This window comes from Streptomyces sp. NBC_00162, assembly GCF_024611995.1.
Lineage (GTDB): Bacteria > Actinomycetota > Actinomycetes > Streptomycetales > Streptomycetaceae > Streptomyces.
On record NZ_CP102509.1, the window covers coordinates 3,647,876 to 3,664,418 of the forward strand.

Consider the following 16,543-nt stretch of genomic DNA (forward strand, 5'->3'; position numbering starts at 1 on the left):
GGCTGATGGGCGGGCGCGCGGCTATTCGACGCGGCGCAGGGCGTCCGCCGGCCGCAGCCGGGAGGCGCGCCAGCCGCCGAAGCCGCCCGCGACCAGTCCGCCCAGGACGGCGAGGCCCACGGCCAGGCCGATGGTGGCGAGCGAGACGGGCGCGGTGAGCGCGACGTCCAGGGCCTTGCCGGCCGCGTCGCGGGCGCCCCGCGTCATCGCGGCGCCGCCGCCCGGACCGGCGGCCCGCATCAGGCCGCCGCCACCGCCCGCGAGCTGCGCGGTGAGGGTGGGGCTGACGGCGGTGATCAGGTAGGCCGCGCCGAGGCCCAGGCCGATGCCGAGGACGCCGCCGATCAGGCCGTTGACGAGGGCTTCGCCGGCGACCTGGCGGGTGACGCGGCCGCTCTTCCAGCCGAGCGCCTTGAGGGTGCCGAACTCGCGGACCCGGCGGCTGACGGCCGAGGAGGTGAGGAGGCCCGCGACGAGGAAGGCGGCGGCGAGGACGGCGTACGAGAGCCAGGTGCCGACGGTGGAGGCGAGCGAGGCGGCCGTGGACAGCGAGCCGGAGACGGTGTCGGCGAGGTCGGCGGAGGTGGTGACGGTGGTGTCGGGGACGTTCTTCTGGATGGCCTGCTTGACGTCGGCGAGGCCCTGGGAGTCCTTGGCCTGGACGTAGACCGTGGTGATCTTGTCAGGGGTCTCGGCGAGGGTCTGGGCCTGCTTGAGCGGGACGTACACGTTGGCGGCGGCGTCCCCGCTGTCGGCGGTGGCGATGCCGACGACCTTGAACACGGTCTTCTTGACGGTGATTTCGGAGCCGGCGGCCAGCTTGTTCTTGGTGGCGTAGGCGCTGTCGACGACGGCCACGGCCGCGTCGGTCTCGCCCGCCTCGAAACCGCGACCCGAGGTGATCTTGGAGGTGGTGAGCGGGCCCAGCTTCGGCCGGGTGACGTCCGCGCCGTAGACGGTGAAGGAGTTGACGTCGAAGTCGGCGCCGCCGCCCTCGACAGTACCGCCGGAGCCGGAGCCTGCGCCCGCGCCTCCCGTGGCGCCCGGCTTGGCGGGCGTAGCCCCCTCGACGCGCTTGAACTCGCCGCGCTTGAACTGCCCGTTGACCTTCATCACCTGAAGGCTGAGGCCGCCGACGGCCTGCGCGACCCCGTCCTGTCCGGCCACCTTGGCGACGGTGGCGGCGTCGAGGGTCTGGAAGCCCTGGGGCAGCACCATGTCGCTGCTCTGCTCGGTGCCGGCGTCCTCCTCCCCCTCGCCCTTGGCGTCGAACTGGAAGCGGGGACGGGCGGCGGTGCTGCCTTCCTCCGGCGGGGTCTGGGCCTTGGTGACGGTCATGTCCGTGCCGAGTCCGTAGAGGGACTGCAGGACCTTGCCCTGCGCCTGCGTCATACCCGCCGAGACGGAGGTGACGACGATGACGAGGGCGATGCCCAGGGCGAGTCCGGAGGCGACGACGAGGGCGGCCTTCCGGCGGCGGCGCAGCTCGCGCCGGAGGTAGGTGAGGAACATGCGGCCGAAGCTAGGCAGCACCCGTGATGGCCGGATAAGCCGCGGGTGAGAGTCGCATGAAAAGGCGGACGGCCGGGAACCCGAGGGGGTTCCCGGCCGTCCGCCGGATGTACTGCGAGGTCAGAAGGTCTTCACACGGTCCGTCAGACGGCCGCGCCCGCCTTCCACTCCGCCCAGTTCATGTTCCAGCCGTTGAGGCCGTTGTCCGGCGTGATGGTCTTGTCCGGGGAGTTGACCACGGTGACCACGTCGCCGATGAGCGAGTTGTCGTAGAGCCAGGCGGCCGGCTGGTTCGGGTCGCCCGCGCCCTTGGCGTCGTTCAGGCCGACACAGCCGTGGCTGGTGTTGACGCTGCCGAAGATCGAGTCCGCGCCCCAGTAGTTGCCGTGGATGAAGGTGCCGGAGTTGGACAGCCGCATGGCGTGCGGGACGTCCTTGATGTCGTACTCGCCCTTGCCGTCGTCGTCCGTGAAGCCGACGGTGGCGCCGTTCATCCGGGTCTCCTTGAACTTCTCGGAGATCACCATCTGGCCGTTGTACGTCGGGTTCTCCGGGGAGCCCGCCGAGATCGGGATGGTCTTGAGGACCGCGCCGTCCCGGGTGACCGTCATCTTCTTCGTCTTCGCGTCGACCGTGGAGACCTGGCTGCGGCCGATCTTGAAGGTGACGGTCTTGCTCTGGACGCCCTGGACGCCGGGCGCGCCCTGCACGCCCTCCAGCGCCAGCTTCAGCGTGACGGTGGAGTTCGCCTGCCAGTACTGCTCGGGGCGGAAGTCGAGGCGCTGCGCGCCGAACCAGTGGCCCACGACTTCCTGGCCGCTGCTGGAGGAGACGGAGATGGCCGCCTGGACGGCCTTCTTGTCCTTGATCGCCTTGTTGAAGGTGATCGAGACCGGCATGCCCACGCCGACGGTCTGGCCCTCGTCCGGGACGAAGGAGCCGACGAAGCTGTTCTCCGGGGAGACGGTGGTGAAGGAGGCGTTCTCGTGCGCCTCGCGGCCGTCGGCGTCCTTCGCGGTCGCCGACAGGGCGTACTTGGTGGAGCGCTTGAGCGCGGCGTCCGGCTTCCAGCTCTTGCCGTCCGCGGCGATCTTGCCGGCCACGGCCGTGCCCTCGGCGCTCTTCAGCTCGACCTGGGTGAGCGTGCCGTCGCTGACGGCGACGTTGGCCGAGTCGTTCAGGCCGACGTTGGTGGCGCCGTCCTTCGGCGTGATGGCTATTCGGGCCTTGGAGGCGTCCTTGGCCGCCGCCGCGTCGACGTCCGCCTGGGACTTGCTGCTCTCGCTCGCGTTCGGCTTGTCACCGCCCCCGCCGTTGCACGCCGAGAGCACCAGTACGCCGCCGAGCACGGCGGATACGGCCACCAGGGACCTTCTCCGTCGCTTGCTGTCCGTCCTCACACGCCACTCCATCGTTGCCGGAAACCCCGAGGCTGCCGTCCCGGGGTTGGCCGGGCAGGGGGACATGGCCCCCTGCCTCGTCCTGACAACGCGTTAACGTCGCGGATCGGTTCCACATTCCGTTGGGATGTGGGCAACCACACGGTCAGGCGTTGTCGGTTTCTTCGTCGAAGGCACCATCTTCCTCGTCCATGTCCCACTCCATGGACTCGGGGTCGTATTCGACGGGCTCGCTGCTCCAGGAGGCCTGCGCCAGCTCCACGCCGGGGATGTCGGCGACCAGGTCAGTGGGGTCGACCAGATAGGCGAGGGCCTCCGACTCGTCCTCCCGCACTGCGGACTCGGCGTGCCCGCGCTCCTCGTCCGGCATGAACTCGTCGGCCTTGATGTGCGCGAGCGCGGCTCCCGTGAGTGCTTGCGAGTCCGGCACCTCGAGGATCAAATCAACCCGAAGCCGTACGTATCGTGATGTCTCAGAAGAGTTCATACGACGGAGAGTAAGCCCGGGGAACCCCTGACTTTCCCACGACCCGCCCCTTTCCGTAGCATCACCGCACACGGCCAATTCGCTGCTGCCACAAGGGGGATCGCACCGTGTCCGCACGCCGACCGCTGCTCACCGCTCTCGGAGCGACCACCCTCCTCGCCGCCCTCTGGTTCGTCCCCTCGGCCAACGCCACCGCACCGGAGCACGCCGCGGGCCACTCCGCGGTGCCCGCCGCCGCGAACGCGGCCGATACGGTCGCACACGCGGACGCAGGGCCCGAGGCGCAGGCACAGGCGGCGCCCCTCACGCTCGCCGACACCGGCTCCGTCGACACCACCCCCTACTTCCTGGGCGGCATGCTCTGCCTCGGCGCCGGGGCCGGGTTCGTGACCTTCTCCGTACGCCGCTCCCGCACCCTGTAAGCGCCTGCAACTGCACGAAGGGCCGCCCCGGCGGGGCGGCCCTTCTCATGCCTCGGTGTACGTCAGGCCAGCGGGCCCGTCACGGACTCCACCGCGTCGACGAGGGCGCCGGAACGGACGAACGCGTCGGCGGCGGCCAGGTCGGGGGCGAGGAAACGATCCGGCCCGGGACCCTGCACACCCGCCGCGCGGGCGGCCTCGATCGCGGCCAGGCTCGCCGGGGCGGCGGTGAGCCCGTGGCGCAGCTCGATGGCCCGGGTGGCCGCGTACATCTCGATGGCGATGATCCGGGTGAGGTTGTCCACGGCGGTACGGAGCTTGCGCGCGGCCGACCACCCCATCGAGACGTGGTCCTCCTGCATGGCGGAGGAGGGGATCGAGTCGGCGGAGGCCGGCACCGCGAGCCGCTTCATCTCGCTGACCAGGGCGGCCTGCGTGTACTGGGCGATCATCAGACCGGAGTCCACACCGGCGTCGTCCGCGAGGAACGGCGGCAGGCCGTGCGAGCGGTTCTTGTCGAGCAGCCGGTCGGTGCGCCGCTCGGCGATGGAGCCGAGGTCGGCGGCCGCGATGGCCAGGAAGTCCAGCACGTACGCGACCGGGGCCCCGTGGAAGTTGCCGTTGGACTCGACGCGTCCGTCGGGCAGCACCACCGGGTTGTCGACGGCGGCGGCCAGCTCGCGGGAGGCGACCAGGGCGGCGTGCGCCATGGTGTCGCGGCCGGCGCCCGCGACCTGCGGGGCGCAGCGCACCGAGTAGGCGTCCTGCACGCGCGGGGCGGACTCCTCCTGGAAGTGCCCGGTCAGCCCGGAGCCCTTCAGCACGGCGGCCATGTTGGCGGCGGAGGCGCCCTGGCCGGGGTGCGGGCGGATGGCGTGCAGCTCGGGCTGGAGGACCTTCTCCGTGCCGAGCAGCGCCTCCAGGGTGAGGGCCGCGGTGATGTCGGCGGAGGTGTACAGCTTGCCGAGGTCGGCGAGGGCCATGACCAGCATGCCGAGCATGCCGTCGGTGCCGTTGAGGAGGGCGAGGCCCTCCTTCTCGCGGAGCTCGACGGGCTCGATCCCGGCTTCGGCGAGCAGTTCCCCGGCGGGGCGGACGGTTCCGTCCGGACCCTCGGCGTCGCCCTCGCCCATCAGCGCGAGCGCGCAGTGGGACAGCGGCGCGAGGTCGCCGGAGCAGCCGAGGGAGCCGTACTCGTGGACGACGGGGGTGATCCCGGCGTTGAGCACGTCGGCCATGGTCTGGGCGACGGAGGGCCGTACGCCGGTGTGCCCGGAGGCGACGGTCTTGAGCCGGAGGAACATCAGCGCGCGGACGACCTCCCGCTCGACGCGCGGGCCCATGCCGGCGGCGTGCGAGCGGACGATGTTGCGCTGGAGCTGGGCGCGCAGCTCGGGGCTGATGTGCCGGGAGGCCAGCGCGCCGAAGCCGGTGGACACCCCGTAGACGGGCTCGGGCTTGGCGGCGAGCGCGTCGACGATCCCCCTGGCGCGGGCGAGCGCGTCGAGCGCCTCGCCGGACAGCTCGACGCGCGCGTTGTGGCGGGCGACGGCGATGACGTCCTCGGCGGTGGTCCCGGACGTCCCCACCACGACAGTGTGCATATCCATATTCAGCACCCTACGGATTGAATCGCTACATGTCACTAGGCGAAACTGTCACGATCACGCGCCAGGAGGGCCCCTTACGGCCCGAGCGGCGGTCACTGGCGGCCGCGGAAGCGGCGCCGCTCCCCCGGAGCCTCCTGCGCAGCGGCGTCCGCGAGCCGCACCACGGCGGTGTCCCGGCCCGCCACCACCGGCTTCGGGGAGCGCGCGGCCTTCGCCTTGTACTGGGCGGCGTCCGCGAGCCGGAACAGCCGGCGGGAGGACTTCACCAGCCCGATCGGGTCCCCGGTGGAGGCCACCCCGCAGGCCACGCCCTCGCCCAGATCCAGCTCGGCGGCCCGGGTGCACAGCTCCTCGGTGACCCGCACCACCTCGTCCGCCGTCGGCCCCACCCCCAGCAGGCAGAACTCGTCGCCGCCGAGCCGCGCCACCAGCGCGCCGGGCAGCATGGCCCCGCACAGGCTCAGCACCGACCCGAACCGCTCCAGCAGCCGGTCGCCCATGGCGTGGCCCAGGGTGTCGTTGACCTTCTTCAGCCCGTTCAGGTCGCAGACCACGAGGCTGACCACGACTCCGGTCCGCCGGTGTTCCTCCAGGGCCTCGTCGAGCCGCATGTCGACCGCCCGCCGGTTGGCGAGGCCGGTCAGCGGGTCGGTGAAGGCGAGGCGCCGGGCCTCCTCCAGCCGTTCGTTCTGCGCGAGCCCGGCCGCGACCACAGCGGCCAGGACGGTCGCGAACTCGGCGTCGTCCTCGTCGAAGTCGGGCAGCCCCTCGTCCCGGGCCACGTACAGCTCGCCCCAGGCCCGCCCGCTGAGCACGATCGGCGCGACCACGCAGGTGCCGCGCCCGCGCCGGCGCAGGGCCTCGCCGCGCCGCCCCGGCCGGTCGCCGACGGCGCTCTCGACCCAGGCGTGCGGGCCGCCGCCGCCCACCCAGCGCTCGTGCAGGAACTCGGTGATCTCGGGGAAGTCGTGCACGGGATAGGACTCGTCCTCGGGGAACTCCTCCTCCCCCCGCCGCCGCTCCCCCTCGTTCACGAGCACCCGCAGGCGCCCCCGCTCGCGCTCCCACGCGGAGATCGCGGCGAAGGAGCCGTCCAGCGCCACCCGCGCTCCCCGCGCAGCCGCCCGCACACTGTCCCGCGGCGCGCACGCCGCGGCCATCGCCTGCGCGAGGCCCACCACGGCTCGCAGCCGCCCGTCAACTCCCATCACCCCAGGTTAGGGAGTTTTGTCTGATTTGGTGATAATTGGCGCGACTTTCAGTGGCAGCAAGATCACGAAGGGTAACGGCCGAGGCGGCGACAGTGACGCGGTCCGGCTACTGCCCGGGCCAGTTCGGCTTGCGCTTCTCGTTGAACGCCGCCACGCCCTCGGCCCGGTCCCCCGAGAAGGCAACCGTCCGCCAGGCCGCGTCCTCGATCTCCAGACCGGCCGCCAGGTCCATCCCGTGCCCCAGCCGCAGCGCCCGCTTGGCCGCCCGCAGACCCACCGGGGAGTTCGCCGCCATCCGGGACGCCAGGGAGAGCGCCTCGGCCGTGTCCTGCCCGGCCGCGACCACCGAGTCCACCAGCCCCAGCGACAGCGCCTCGGCCGCCTCCACCCGCCGCGCCGTGAAGATCAGCTCGGCCGCCCGCGCCGCACCCACCCGGCGCGGCAGCAGCTGCGTGCCCCCGCCGCCCGGGATCACCCCCACCGACACCTCGGGCAGCCCGACCACCGCCGTCTCGTCGGCCACGATCACATCGCAGGCCAGGGCCAGCTCGAAGCCGCCGCCCAGGGCGAAGCCGTGCACGGCGGCGATCGTGGGCATCGGCAGCTCCAGTACGCCCCCGTACGCACCCCGCGTGGTCGGCCGCTGCCGCACCAGCTCGGCGTCCGACAGCGAGTTCCGCTCCTTCAGGTCCGCCCCCACGCAGAACGCCCGCTCCGCGGCGGAGGAGAGCACCACCACCCGTACGGAAGCGTCGGCGGCCAGCTGCGCGCAGGCCGTCCCGATGGCGCGGGCCATGTCCGTCGACACCGCGTTCATCGCCTTCGGGCGGTCCAGCACCAGCTCGACGACCCCGTCGTCACCGTGCCGACGTACCGAAACGAACTCCGACTCGAACGCGGACTCGGACGCGGACTCGGACATAGGACAGACCCTCCCGGTTAACGAACGTTACCCGGGGATCTTAGGCTTCCGCCGCGTCAGCGACCAGGGCTCCACGACACCCAGACCACGCACCGGCCGCTGCCACATCGGCTGGAGCGCGAAGCGGTACGCGCCGCCGCCCTCCGCTTCGGCCTCCTTCTCGGACACCGGCGCGGCCCCGGTCCGGCCCAGCTCCTCCGCCATCGCCCCGTCGACCAGCACCGCGTCCTTCGGCGCTATGGACGTCAGCCGGCTCGCCAGGTTCACCGTGGTCCCGAAGACATCGCCCATCCGGGTCGTCACCGTGCCGAAGGCGATCCCGACCCGCAGCTCGGGCATCTGCGGATCGGCCTCCATCGTCTCGATCAGCCGCAGCGCGATCTCCGCCGCCGTCGCCGCGTCGTCGGCGGCGTACAGCACCTCGTCGCCGAGCGTCTTGATCAGCCGGCCGCCGTGCGCCGCGACCAGGTCCGCCGAGGTCGTCTCGAAGGACTCGACCAGCTCTCCGAGCTCCTCCTCCTCCAGCCGCCGCGTCAAACGGGTGAAGCCCACCAGGTCCGCGAAGCCCACCGCGAGCCGCCGGTCGACCATCTCCTCGTCGTCCGCCACCTGCACGACGCGCCCGGTCGCGGCCGCCAGCTGGCGCCGCCACACGTAGACGAGGAACTCCTCCAGCTCCGGCAGCAGCAGCTCGACCAGGGGGTACGTGACCTCCGTACGGGTCATCCCCGGCTCCGGCGGCTCCGTCAGCCCCTCCAGGAACGAGTCGATCTGCCACTCCGCCAGCCGCGCCGTGGTCTGCCCGGTGGACCGCGCCACCTGCACCGCCATCGGCTCGGACAGCAGCCCGGCCTCCACCAAACCGGCCAGGCGGCGCAGCGCCAGTACGTCCGCCTCCGTCAGGGCCTTGGCCTGGCCGATGTCCGCGAAGCCCATGGCCCGCCAGAAGCGGGAGGCGAGCTCCATCGAGACACCGGCACTGCGGGCGGCCTGGAAGGGGGTGTACCGGCGCTCGGCGCCCAGGATCAGCTGCTCGAGCCGGATGGCGAGGGGGTCGGCGGTGGGCTGGGCCGTGTGGTCCACCTCGTGGTGCGGGTGGTGCTGGTCACGCCCGATCGGGTGGGCCGGACCCGTGGGCCCGTGGGCGGACGCGCTGGACGTAGAGTCGTCGACGGTCAAGGGCCGCCTCCTGTCCATTCCGTGCGCGCACTGCCCTGCCGAACCGGGTGATCACCACGAGTACCGGGATCGCCTAAACCATACGGCAGGTGTGCCGTAGCTCACTCCCCCTCCCCTGCTTTGAACGGGGGTCAGTGCACGGACCGCAGATGCACCACGTCGCCCGCGCCCACCGCCTCGTGCTCGTCCGCGGCGGTACGGATCAGCAGGCGGCCGTCGGCATCGATCGCTTCGGCCGTTCCGGTGAGCGTGCGGCCACCGGGGAGCTCCGCGCGGACGTGACGGCCCAGGGTCGCGCAGCCCGCCGCGTAGGTCTCCTGGAGGCCGCTCGACCCCGGGTCGCCACCGGCCGCGCGCCAGTTCCCGTACCACTGCTCGAGCGAGCGCAGTACGGCCCTGAGCAGCGGATCCCGGTCGGTCACGGTGGCCTTCGCCAGCGCGAGGGACCCGGCGGCCGGCACCGGCAGCTCGTCCTCCGTCAGGGTCACGTTGAGCCCGATCCCGATGACGACCCCGTCGGCGACCCGCTCGGCGAGGATCCCGCCGGTCTTGCGTTCCTCGCCGTCCACGGTGACCAGCAGGTCGTTGGGCCACTTGAGGCCGGTGTCCACGCCCGCCGCCCGGGAGAGCCCGCTCGCGGCGGCCACCCCGGCCAGCAGGGTCAGCCACCCCCACCGCTCCTGCGGCACGGCCTCGCCCGGCTTGAGCAGCACGGAGAAGAACAGCCCCGACCGGGCCGGCGCGACCCAGCTCCGGTCGAGCCGCCCGCGCCCGGCGGTCTGCTCCTCGGCGACGAGCACGGCCCCCTCGGGCAGCTGCGCCGCCCGGGCCGCGAGGTCGGTATTGGTGGACCCGGTGGCGGCGACCACCTCCAGGGAGGTCCACAGCCCGCCCTCGGTGACGAGGGCCCGCTGGAGCGCGGCGGCATTCAGGGGCGGCCGGTCCAGGCTCGACCAGCGACCCGCGGAAGCACCTGCTGAGGCATCTGATGACATGATCGGATTCCTTATGTCGCCGTGTGTGATCCTCTGACCCGGGATTGCGTTCGGATCTTGACTGACCCTAGCTTCCGGGGCTGTGGGGAATTCTGCGGTAAAGCGGGCATTCAGGTTCCGTTTCTACCCTGACGACGCGCAGGCATCAGAGCTGTCCAGAACGTTCGGGTGCGTCCGGAAGGTCTACAACCTGGCGCTCTCCGCTCGCGCAGAGGCCTGGGCCCGTCAAGAGCGGGTGAACTACGCCCAGACCTCAGGGATGCTCACCGCCTGGAAACAGACCGAGGAACTGGCCTATCTGGCCGAGGTGTCCTGCGTGCCCCTCCAGCAGGCTCTGCGGCACCTCCAGAGCGCGTTCACCGCGTTCTGGGTGAAACGGGCGCGCTACCCGCGGTTCAAGTCGAAGCGGAAGTCCCGGGCAAGCGCCGAGTACACCCGGTCCGCTTTCCGCTTCCGGAACGGCGAGCTCACGCTCGCCAAGATGGCTGACCCTCTGCCCATCGTCTGGTCACGCCCGACACCGGACGGCGCCCAGCCGACGACAGTGACCGTGTCCCGGGACTCCGCCGGCCGCTGGTTCGTCTCCATGCTGTTCGAAGACATCCCTGTCCCGCTGCCCCTCGCCGCCCAGGCGGTCGGGATCGATGCCGGACTGACAGCCCTCGTCACCCTGTCCACCGGAGAGAAGATCACCAACCCGAATCCTGGGCGCAAGGACCGGGAGCGCCTGGCCCGTGCGCAGCGGGCGCTGTCGCGCAAGGAGAAGGGCAGCAAGAACCGGGGCAAGGCGCGGACTCGGGTGGCGAGGATCCACGCCCGGATCGCCGACCGCCGCCGGGACCACCTGCACAAGCTGACGACTCGACTCGTGCGCGAAAACCAAACGCTCGTGATCGAGGACCTCGCCGTCCGCAACATGCTGGGCAACCACAAGCTCGCCCGCGCCATCTCGGATGCGGCTTGGCGCGAGCTGCGGAACATGCTGGAGTACAAGGCGGCCTGGTACGGACGTGAGCTGATCACCATTGACCGGTGGTTTCCCAGCTCCAAGCTGTGTTCGGCCTGCGGGGCCATCGCCGCGGAGATGCCCCTGCACGTCCGCCGGTGGACCTGCGTGCACTGCGGTACGGACCATGACCGCGACGAGAACGCAGCGATCAACCTTCTGGCCGCCGGGCTGGCGGTGTCCGCCTGTGGAGCGGGCGTAAGACCTCAGCGGGAATCCTCCCGGCCGGGGCAGCGCGTGACGAAGCAGGAAGCCCCGCCCGCGAGGGCGGGATCCCCTCCCCTTATGGAAGGGGGCGAGGCCAAGCAACCCACAGTAGGTGTGTCAAACGCCGCACTGCCGAGCGCCATGCCCGCCGATACGCTACGCACCAGTAGCCAGCAGTAGTCAATCAATTGACCAGGCAGTTGACACCACGCAGGGAGCCGCGACCCCGATGTCACAACCGTCAGAGCCGATCGACATGCACACCACCGCGGGCAAGATCGCGGATCTGCAGCGCCGCATCGACGAAGCCACCCACGCAGGATCCGAGCGTGCCGTGGAGAAGCAGCACGCCAAGGGCAAGCTGACGGCGCGTGAGCGGGTGGCCCTGCTGCTGGACGAGGGTTCCTTCGTCGAGCTGGACGAGTTCGCCCGGCACCGCTCCACCAGCTTCGGGCTGGAGAAGACCCGCCCCTACGGCGACGGCGTCGTCACCGGCTACGGCACGGTGGACGGCCGCCCGGTCGCGGTGTTCTCGCAGGACTTCACCGTCTTCGGCGGGGCCCTCGGCGAGGTCTACGGCCAGAAGATCATGAAGGTCATGGACTTCGCGCTGAAGACCGGATGCCCGCTCGTCGGCATCAACGACTCCGGTGGCGCCCGCATCCAGGAGGGCGTCAGCGCCCTGGGCATGTACGGCGAGATCTTCCGCCGCAACGTCCACGCCTCCGGCGTGATCCCGCAGATCAGCCTGATCGTCGGGCCCTGCGCGGGCGGGGCCGTGTACTCCCCCGCGATCACCGACTTCACGGTGATGGTCGACCAGACCTCGCACATGTTCATCACCGGCCCGGACGTCATCAAGACGGTCACCGGCGAGGACGTGGGCTTCGAGGAGCTGGGCGGGGCCCGGACGCACAACAGCACGTCCGGCGTCGCGCACCACATGGCGGGCGACGAGAAGGACGCCATCGAGTACGTGAAGTCGCTCCTCGCGTACCTGCCGTCGAACAACCTCTCCGAGCCGCCCGCCTTCCCCGAGGAGGCGGACACCGAGGTCACCGACAGCGACCGCGAGCTCGACGTACTGATCCCGGACAGCGCGAACCAGCCGTACGACATGCACACCGTGATCGAGCACGTGCTCGACGACGCGGAGTTCCTGGAGACGCAGTCGCTGTTCGCGCCGAACATCCTCACCGGCTTCGGCCGGGTCGAGGGCCACCCGGTGGGCATCGTCGCCAACCAGCCGATGCAGTTCGCCGGCTGCCTGGACATCAACGCCTCCGAGAAGGCGGCGCGGTTCGTCCGGACGTGCGACGCGTTCAACGTCCCGGTGCTGACGTTCGTGGACGTACCGGGCTTCCTGCCGGGCACGGACCAGGAGTACAACGGAATCATCCGGCGGGGCGCGAAGCTGATCTACGCGTACGCGGAGGCCACCGTCCCGCTGATCACCGTCATCACCCGCAAGGCCTTCGGCGGCGCGTACGACGTCATGGGCTCCAAGCACCTCGGTGCGGACCTCAACCTGGCCTGGCCGACCGCGCAGATCGCCGTCATGGGCGCGCAGGGCGCGGTGAACATCCTGCATCGCCGCACCATCGCGGAGGCGGACAATGTGGAGGAGACCCGGGCCCGGCTCATCTCCGAGTACGAGGACGCGCTGCTGAACCCGTACACGGCCGCCGAGCGCGGTTACATCGATGCGGTGACCATGCCGTCCGAGACCCGGGCGCACGTGGTGAAGGGGCTGCGGCAGCTGCGCACCAAGCGGGAGTCCCTGCCGCCGAAGAAGCACGGCAACATCCCCCTCTAGCCCCTCCAGGAGGTCTCTGTGGTGATCAAGGTCGTCAAGGGCAATCCGACCGCGGAGGAGCTGGCCGCCGCACTGGCGGTGGTCCAAGCGCGCGCGGCGGCGCTGGCCTCGGTGCCGTCGGGCGCGCCCCGGGTGGCGGACGAGTGGTCGACGCCCGCCCGGGTGGCGCGGCGCCGGCTGCCGCGGCCGGGGCCGCGCGCGTGGGGCCGTACGTACTGGCCCGGATAGGTCCCCCCAGGCGGAATATGACGCGAACGGACGGTGACGCCTGAGTACGGGTACTCAGGCGTCCCGCCCGTCCCGGGGACAGGATCGGACCATGCTCTGGTCCGATCCTGAGAACAAGCCGCCGAAGGACATGCGCGACGTGCAGGCGATGGTCCGGCGCATGACCGTGGTGATCGCCATCGCCATGCTCGTGGGGGTCTACGTCCTGGGCGTGGGCCACTTCTAGGGCACGGCCGAAGGCAAGCCCGCAGGCACGGCCGCAGGCACGGCCGCAGGCACGGACGTGCACAGGTCCGGCGCACGTCCGGGGCACGTCGCATCCCGGACGGGGCTGCCCCGTGGCGCCCCTACGATGGCGGGCATGACTGTCGAACCGCGCTCGCTCGTCCTCGCCTCCGCCTCCCCCGCCCGCCTGAACCTGCTGCGGCAGGCCGGGCTCGCCCCGCACGTCATCGTCAGCGGTTTCGACGAGGACGCGCTGGACCACGACGAGCCCGCCGAGCTGGCGCTGGCGCTGGCCGAGGCGAAGGCGGGCGCCGTGGCGGCCCTGGACGAGGCCGCGGGCGCCCTGGTGATCGGCTGCGACACCGTGCTGGAGCTGGACGGCGAGGCCCTGGGCAAGCCGGCGGACGCCGAGGAGGCCACGGCCCGCTGGAAGGCGATGCGCGGGCGGTCCGGGATCCTGCGCACGGGCCACTGCGTGATCGACACGGTCGGCGGCCGTCAGGTCTCGGCGACGGCCTCCACGACGGTCCGGTTCGGCGAGCCGACGGACGCGGAGGTCGCCGCGTACGTGGCGAGCGGCGAGCCGCTGCACGTGGCGGGGGCGTTCACGCTGGACGGGCTGTCGGCGCCGTTCATCGAGGGCATCGACGGGGACCCCGGCAACGTGATCGGGCTGTCCCTGCCGCTGCTCCGCTCCCTGCTGGGCGAACTGGGCGTGTCCATCACGGATTTGTGGGCTTGAGCTCCCCGAGCGGCGGCGGGGCGTCCTGTACGCCGGTCTCGCGCGGGGCGGCGTAGAGCATCAGGGTGAGGACCAGCAGGCACAGGATCAGCATCATCGCCACGAAGGCGCCCCAGCCGACCAGGACGACGGACAGGATGCCCAGCACCCCGTGCGTGACGGCGGCGCCGACGAGCACGGCGCGGGCGAAGCCGCCGGGCGCGCGGTCGCGGACCGCCGCAAGGGCGGCGAGCACGGCGCACAGCAGGAGGAAGGCCCCCATGCCCGCCCCGAGGCCGTAGGTTGCCTTGGACATGACATCCGGATCGCTGCCCGCGATCGACATCGACTGGTTCGCGGTGGTCCGGCCCAGCACGATGTGGACGAACACGAGTACGACCGCTTCCGCGACCAGTACGATCGCGGCCAGTCCGGCCACGAGTCTTCGCAGCACGACGTCCCCACCCCCCACGCGTCACAAGCCTGTTCGACGCCTGGAGGCTACTAACGGGTAAACGTGCGGACAAGGGGTGCGGGCCGCTTCGTTACGGGAGCGGCCGCGCACAGTGATCACGCGAAGAAAAAGTGGGCCGTTCGTAGGGACTCGACAAAGAATCACCCGGGGCCGCTGACCGGCATGACAGAGACCCGGGCTGTAATACGGGGTTACTGTGCAGTCGGGGATCCCCCTGACCTGGGGCGCCATAAGGGTTCCCCAGTAGAGCGAGCCTCGAATCACACTCTGTGTGGGCAAGCTCACCACTGGGGAAGGGTCGAAAGGCCGTGTGGGCTGTCCCTAAACTCAGCTTGTTTCAAGGAGGGAGCCATCGTGCGCAAGGTGCTCATCGCCAACCGTGGCGAAATCGCTGTCCGCGTTGCTCGGGCCTGCCGGGACGCCGGGATCGGGAGCGTAGCCGTCTACGCCGATCCGGACCGGGACGCTCTGCATGTCCGCGCGGCAGACGAAGCTTTCGCGTTGGGCGGTGACACCCCGGCCGCCAGCTACCTGGACATCTCCAAGGTCCTCCAGGCCGCAGCCGATTCCGGTGCGGACGCCATCCATCCCGGATACGGCTTCCTCTCCGAGAACGCCGACTTCGCGCAGGCCGTGCTCGACGCGGGCCTGACCTGGATCGGCCCGCCGCCGCAGGCCATCCGCGACCTGGGTGACAAGGTCGCCGCCCGGCACATCGCCCAGCGCGCCGGTGCGCCGCTGGTCGCCGGTACGCCGGACCCGGTCTCCGGAGCCGACGAGGTCGTCGCCTTCGCCAAGGAGCACGGCCTGCCCATCGCCATCAAGGCGGCCTTCGGCGGCGGCGGCCGCGGCCTCAAGGTCGCCCGCAACCTCGAAGAGGTGCCGGAGCTCTACGACTCCGCCGTCCGCGAGGCCGTCGCCGCCTTCGGCCGCGGCGAGTGCTTCGTCGAGCGCTACCTCGACAAGCCGCGGCACGTCGAGACCCAGTGCCTCGCCGACAGCCACGGCAACGTGGTCGTCGTCTCCACCCGTGACTGCTCCCTCCAGCGCCGCCACCAGAAGCTGGTCGAGGAGGCCCCCGCGCCGTTCCTCTCCGAGGCGCAGAACGCGGAGCTGTACGCCGCCTCCAAGGCGATCCTGAAGGAAGCCGGCTACGTCGGCGCCGGTACGGTCGAGTTCCTGGTCGGCACGGACGGCACGATCTCCTTCCTGGAGGTCAACACCCGCCTCCAGGTCGAGCACCCGGTCACCGAAGAGGTCACCGGCATCGACCTGGTCCGCGAGATGTTCCGCATCGCCGACGGCGAGGAGCTCGGCTACGGGGACCCCGTCCTGCGCGGGCACTCCTTCGAGTTCCGCATCAACGGCGAGGACCCGGGCCGCGGTTTCCTCCCGGCCCCCGGCACGGTCACGAAGTTCGCCCCGCCGAGCGGGCCCGGCGTCCGCCTGGACGCGGGCGTGGAGTCCGGCTCGGTCATCGGCCCGGCCTGGGACTCCCTCCTCGCCAAGCTGATCGTCACCGGCGCCACCCGCGAGCAGGCGCTCCAGCGCGCCGCCCGCGCGCTCGCCGAGTTCGAGATCGAGGGCATGGCCACCGCCGTCCCGTTCCACCGCGCCGTCGTCGTCGACCCGGCCTTCGCCCCCGCGGAGGGACCCTTCACGGTCCACACCCGCTGGATCGAGACCGAGTTCGTCAACGAGATCCCGGCGTTCACGGCCCCGGCCGCGGAGGACAACGAGGACGAGCCGGGCCGCGAGACGGTGGTCGTCGAGGTCGGCGGCAAGCGCCTCGAGGTCTCGCTGCCTTCGTCCCTGGGCATGACCCTGGCCCGCACGGCCGCCGCCGGTGGCGCCAAGCCCAAGCGGCGCGCGGCCAAGAAGTCCGGCCCGGCCGCCTCCGGCGACACCCTCGCCTCCCCGATGCAGGGCACGATCGTCAAGGTCGCGGTCGAGGAGGGCCAGCGCGTCGAGGAGGGCGAGCTGATCGTCGTACTCGAGGCGATGAAGATGGAGCAGCCGCTCAACGCGCACCGCTCCGGAACGATCGTCGGCCTCACCGCCGAGGTCGGCGCCTCCCTCACCTCGGGCGCCACGATCTGCGAGATCAAGGACTGACGTCCGCAAAAA

General features: G+C 71.4%; 16 protein-coding genes. 7 read left to right on the top strand and 9 right to left on the bottom strand.

Features of this window, described 5'->3' with window-relative positions:
- Window positions 1-21: 21 nt before the first annotated feature.
- From JIW86_RS16780 to JIW86_RS16790, 3 genes are all read right to left on the bottom strand, one after another.
- The gene (locus JIW86_RS16780) at window positions 22-1,512 is read right to left on the bottom strand and encodes an ABC transporter permease (RefSeq protein ID WP_257554507.1); all 1,491 of its coding nucleotides are present in this window, start codon (window positions 1,510-1,512) and stop codon (window positions 22-24) included.
- A gap of 143 nt (window positions 1,513-1,655) precedes the next feature.
- Window positions 1,656-2,924: a L,D-transpeptidase gene (locus JIW86_RS16785; RefSeq protein WP_215148360.1), complete on the bottom strand. Its 1,269-nt coding sequence runs from the start codon at window positions 2,922-2,924 to the stop codon at window positions 1,656-1,658.
- A 133-nt stretch (window positions 2,925-3,057) separates the two neighbouring features.
- Entirely contained in the window at window positions 3,058-3,342 is a 285-nt protein-coding gene (locus tag JIW86_RS16790) for a hypothetical protein (RefSeq protein WP_257554509.1), read from the bottom strand.
- A 164-nt stretch (window positions 3,343-3,506) separates the two neighbouring features.
- Here JIW86_RS16790 and JIW86_RS16795 point away from each other — a divergent pair, with 164 nt between their 5' ends.
- Window positions 3,507-3,821, top strand: coding sequence for a hypothetical protein (locus JIW86_RS16795; RefSeq protein WP_257554510.1), 315 nt, complete (start codon window positions 3,507-3,509; stop codon window positions 3,819-3,821).
- A gap of 62 nt (window positions 3,822-3,883) precedes the next feature.
- Here the strand turns inward: JIW86_RS16795 and hutH are convergent, their stop codons facing one another.
- The 5 genes from hutH to JIW86_RS16820 form a co-directional block, all read right to left on the bottom strand.
- Window positions 3,884-5,425, bottom strand: coding sequence for a histidine ammonia-lyase (gene hutH / locus JIW86_RS16800; protein ID WP_257559342.1), 1,542 nt, complete (start codon window positions 5,423-5,425; stop codon window positions 3,884-3,886).
- A 98-nt stretch (window positions 5,426-5,523) separates the two neighbouring features.
- On the bottom strand, window positions 5,524-6,639 hold the full coding sequence (locus JIW86_RS16805) for a GGDEF domain-containing protein (protein WP_215148365.1): 1,116 nt from the start codon (window positions 6,637-6,639) through the stop codon (window positions 5,524-5,526).
- Window positions 6,640-6,748: 109 nt separating this feature from the next.
- Complete coding sequence (locus JIW86_RS16810; RefSeq protein WP_257554512.1) at window positions 6,749-7,564, bottom strand: enoyl-CoA hydratase/isomerase family protein; 816 nt, start codon at window positions 7,562-7,564, stop codon at window positions 6,749-6,751.
- A gap of 27 nt (window positions 7,565-7,591) precedes the next feature.
- Window positions 7,592-8,743 carry an adenylate/guanylate cyclase domain-containing protein gene (locus tag JIW86_RS16815; RefSeq protein ID WP_215148369.1) on the bottom strand — a complete coding sequence of 384 codons (1,152 nt, stop codon included), beginning with the start codon at window positions 8,741-8,743 and terminating at the stop codon, window positions 7,592-7,594.
- A gap of 131 nt (window positions 8,744-8,874) precedes the next feature.
- Window positions 8,875-9,738: a biotin--[acetyl-CoA-carboxylase] ligase gene (locus tag JIW86_RS16820; protein ID WP_257554513.1), complete on the bottom strand. Its 864-nt coding sequence runs from the start codon at window positions 9,736-9,738 to the stop codon at window positions 8,875-8,877.
- Window positions 9,739-9,820: 82 nt separating this feature from the next.
- On the opposite strand from JIW86_RS16820, the gene JIW86_RS16825 reads away from it, so the two are divergent.
- The 5 genes from JIW86_RS16825 to JIW86_RS16845 all read left to right on the top strand — a co-directional run bounded on the left by JIW86_RS16825 (window position 9,821) and on the right by JIW86_RS16845 (window position 13,962).
- Window positions 9,821-11,131, top strand: a complete 1,311-nt coding sequence (locus tag JIW86_RS16825) for an RNA-guided endonuclease InsQ/TnpB family protein (RefSeq protein ID WP_257554514.1) — start codon at window positions 9,821-9,823, stop codon at window positions 11,129-11,131.
- Window positions 11,132-11,180: 49 nt separating this feature from the next.
- Window positions 11,181-12,767, top strand: coding sequence for an acyl-CoA carboxylase subunit beta (locus tag JIW86_RS16830; protein WP_257554516.1), 1,587 nt, complete (start codon window positions 11,181-11,183; stop codon window positions 12,765-12,767).
- Window positions 12,768-12,785: 18 nt separating this feature from the next.
- Complete coding sequence (locus JIW86_RS16835) at window positions 12,786-12,995, top strand: acyl-CoA carboxylase epsilon subunit (protein WP_215148375.1); 210 nt, start codon at window positions 12,786-12,788, stop codon at window positions 12,993-12,995.
- A gap of 91 nt (window positions 12,996-13,086) precedes the next feature.
- Window positions 13,087-13,221 carry a morphogenic membrane protein MmpB gene (gene mmpB / locus JIW86_RS16840; RefSeq protein ID WP_257554518.1) on the top strand — a complete coding sequence of 45 codons (135 nt, stop codon included), beginning with the start codon at window positions 13,087-13,089 and terminating at the stop codon, window positions 13,219-13,221.
- Window positions 13,222-13,347: 126 nt separating this feature from the next.
- A complete protein-coding gene (locus JIW86_RS16845; protein ID WP_215148377.1) occupies window positions 13,348-13,962 on the top strand; it encodes a nucleoside triphosphate pyrophosphatase in 615 nt (204 codons plus the stop codon).
- Here the strand turns inward: JIW86_RS16845 and JIW86_RS16850 are convergent.
- Window positions 13,943-14,395 carry a hypothetical protein gene (locus tag JIW86_RS16850; protein WP_257554520.1) on the bottom strand — a complete coding sequence of 151 codons (453 nt, stop codon included), beginning with the start codon at window positions 14,393-14,395 and terminating at the stop codon, window positions 13,943-13,945. The two genes, JIW86_RS16845 and JIW86_RS16850, sit on opposite strands and share 20 nt — an antisense overlap.
- A 375-nt stretch (window positions 14,396-14,770) precedes the next feature.
- Here JIW86_RS16850 and JIW86_RS16855 point away from each other — a divergent pair, with 375 nt between their 5' ends.
- On the top strand, window positions 14,771-16,531 hold the full coding sequence (locus tag JIW86_RS16855; protein WP_257554522.1) for an acetyl/propionyl/methylcrotonyl-CoA carboxylase subunit alpha: 1,761 nt from the start codon (window positions 14,771-14,773) through the stop codon (window positions 16,529-16,531).
- The last annotated feature ends 12 nt before the right edge of the window (window positions 16,532-16,543 follow it).

What these genes read in the sequence shown, in the direction of transcription:
- hutH (WP_257559342.1), bottom strand. Translation starts at nt 5,425, where the DNA reads ATGCACACTGTCGTGGTGGGGACGTCCGGGACCACCGCCGAGGACGTC.
- JIW86_RS16845 (WP_215148377.1), top strand. Translation starts at nt 13,348, where the DNA reads ATGGCGGGCATGACTGTCGAACCGCGCTCGCTCGTCCTCGCCTCCGCC.
- JIW86_RS16785 (WP_215148360.1), bottom strand. Translation starts at nt 2,924, where the DNA reads ATGGAGTGGCGTGTGAGGACGGACAGCAAGCGACGGAGAAGGTCCCTG.
- JIW86_RS16820 (WP_257554513.1), bottom strand. Translation starts at nt 9,738, where the DNA reads ATGTCATCAGATGCCTCAGCAGGTGCTTCCGCGGGTCGCTGGTCGAGC.
- mmpB (WP_257554518.1), top strand. Translation starts at nt 13,087, where the DNA reads ATGCTCTGGTCCGATCCTGAGAACAAGCCGCCGAAGGACATGCGCGAC.
- JIW86_RS16780 (WP_257554507.1), bottom strand. Translation starts at nt 1,512, where the DNA reads ATGTTCCTCACCTACCTCCGGCGCGAGCTGCGCCGCCGCCGGAAGGCC.
- JIW86_RS16830 (WP_257554516.1), top strand. Translation starts at nt 11,181, where the DNA reads ATGTCACAACCGTCAGAGCCGATCGACATGCACACCACCGCGGGCAAG.
- JIW86_RS16810 (WP_257554512.1), bottom strand. Translation starts at nt 7,564, where the DNA reads ATGTCCGAGTCCGCGTCCGAGTCCGCGTTCGAGTCGGAGTTCGTTTCG.
- JIW86_RS16805 (WP_215148365.1), bottom strand. Translation starts at nt 6,639, where the DNA reads ATGGGAGTTGACGGGCGGCTGCGAGCCGTGGTGGGCCTCGCGCAGGCG.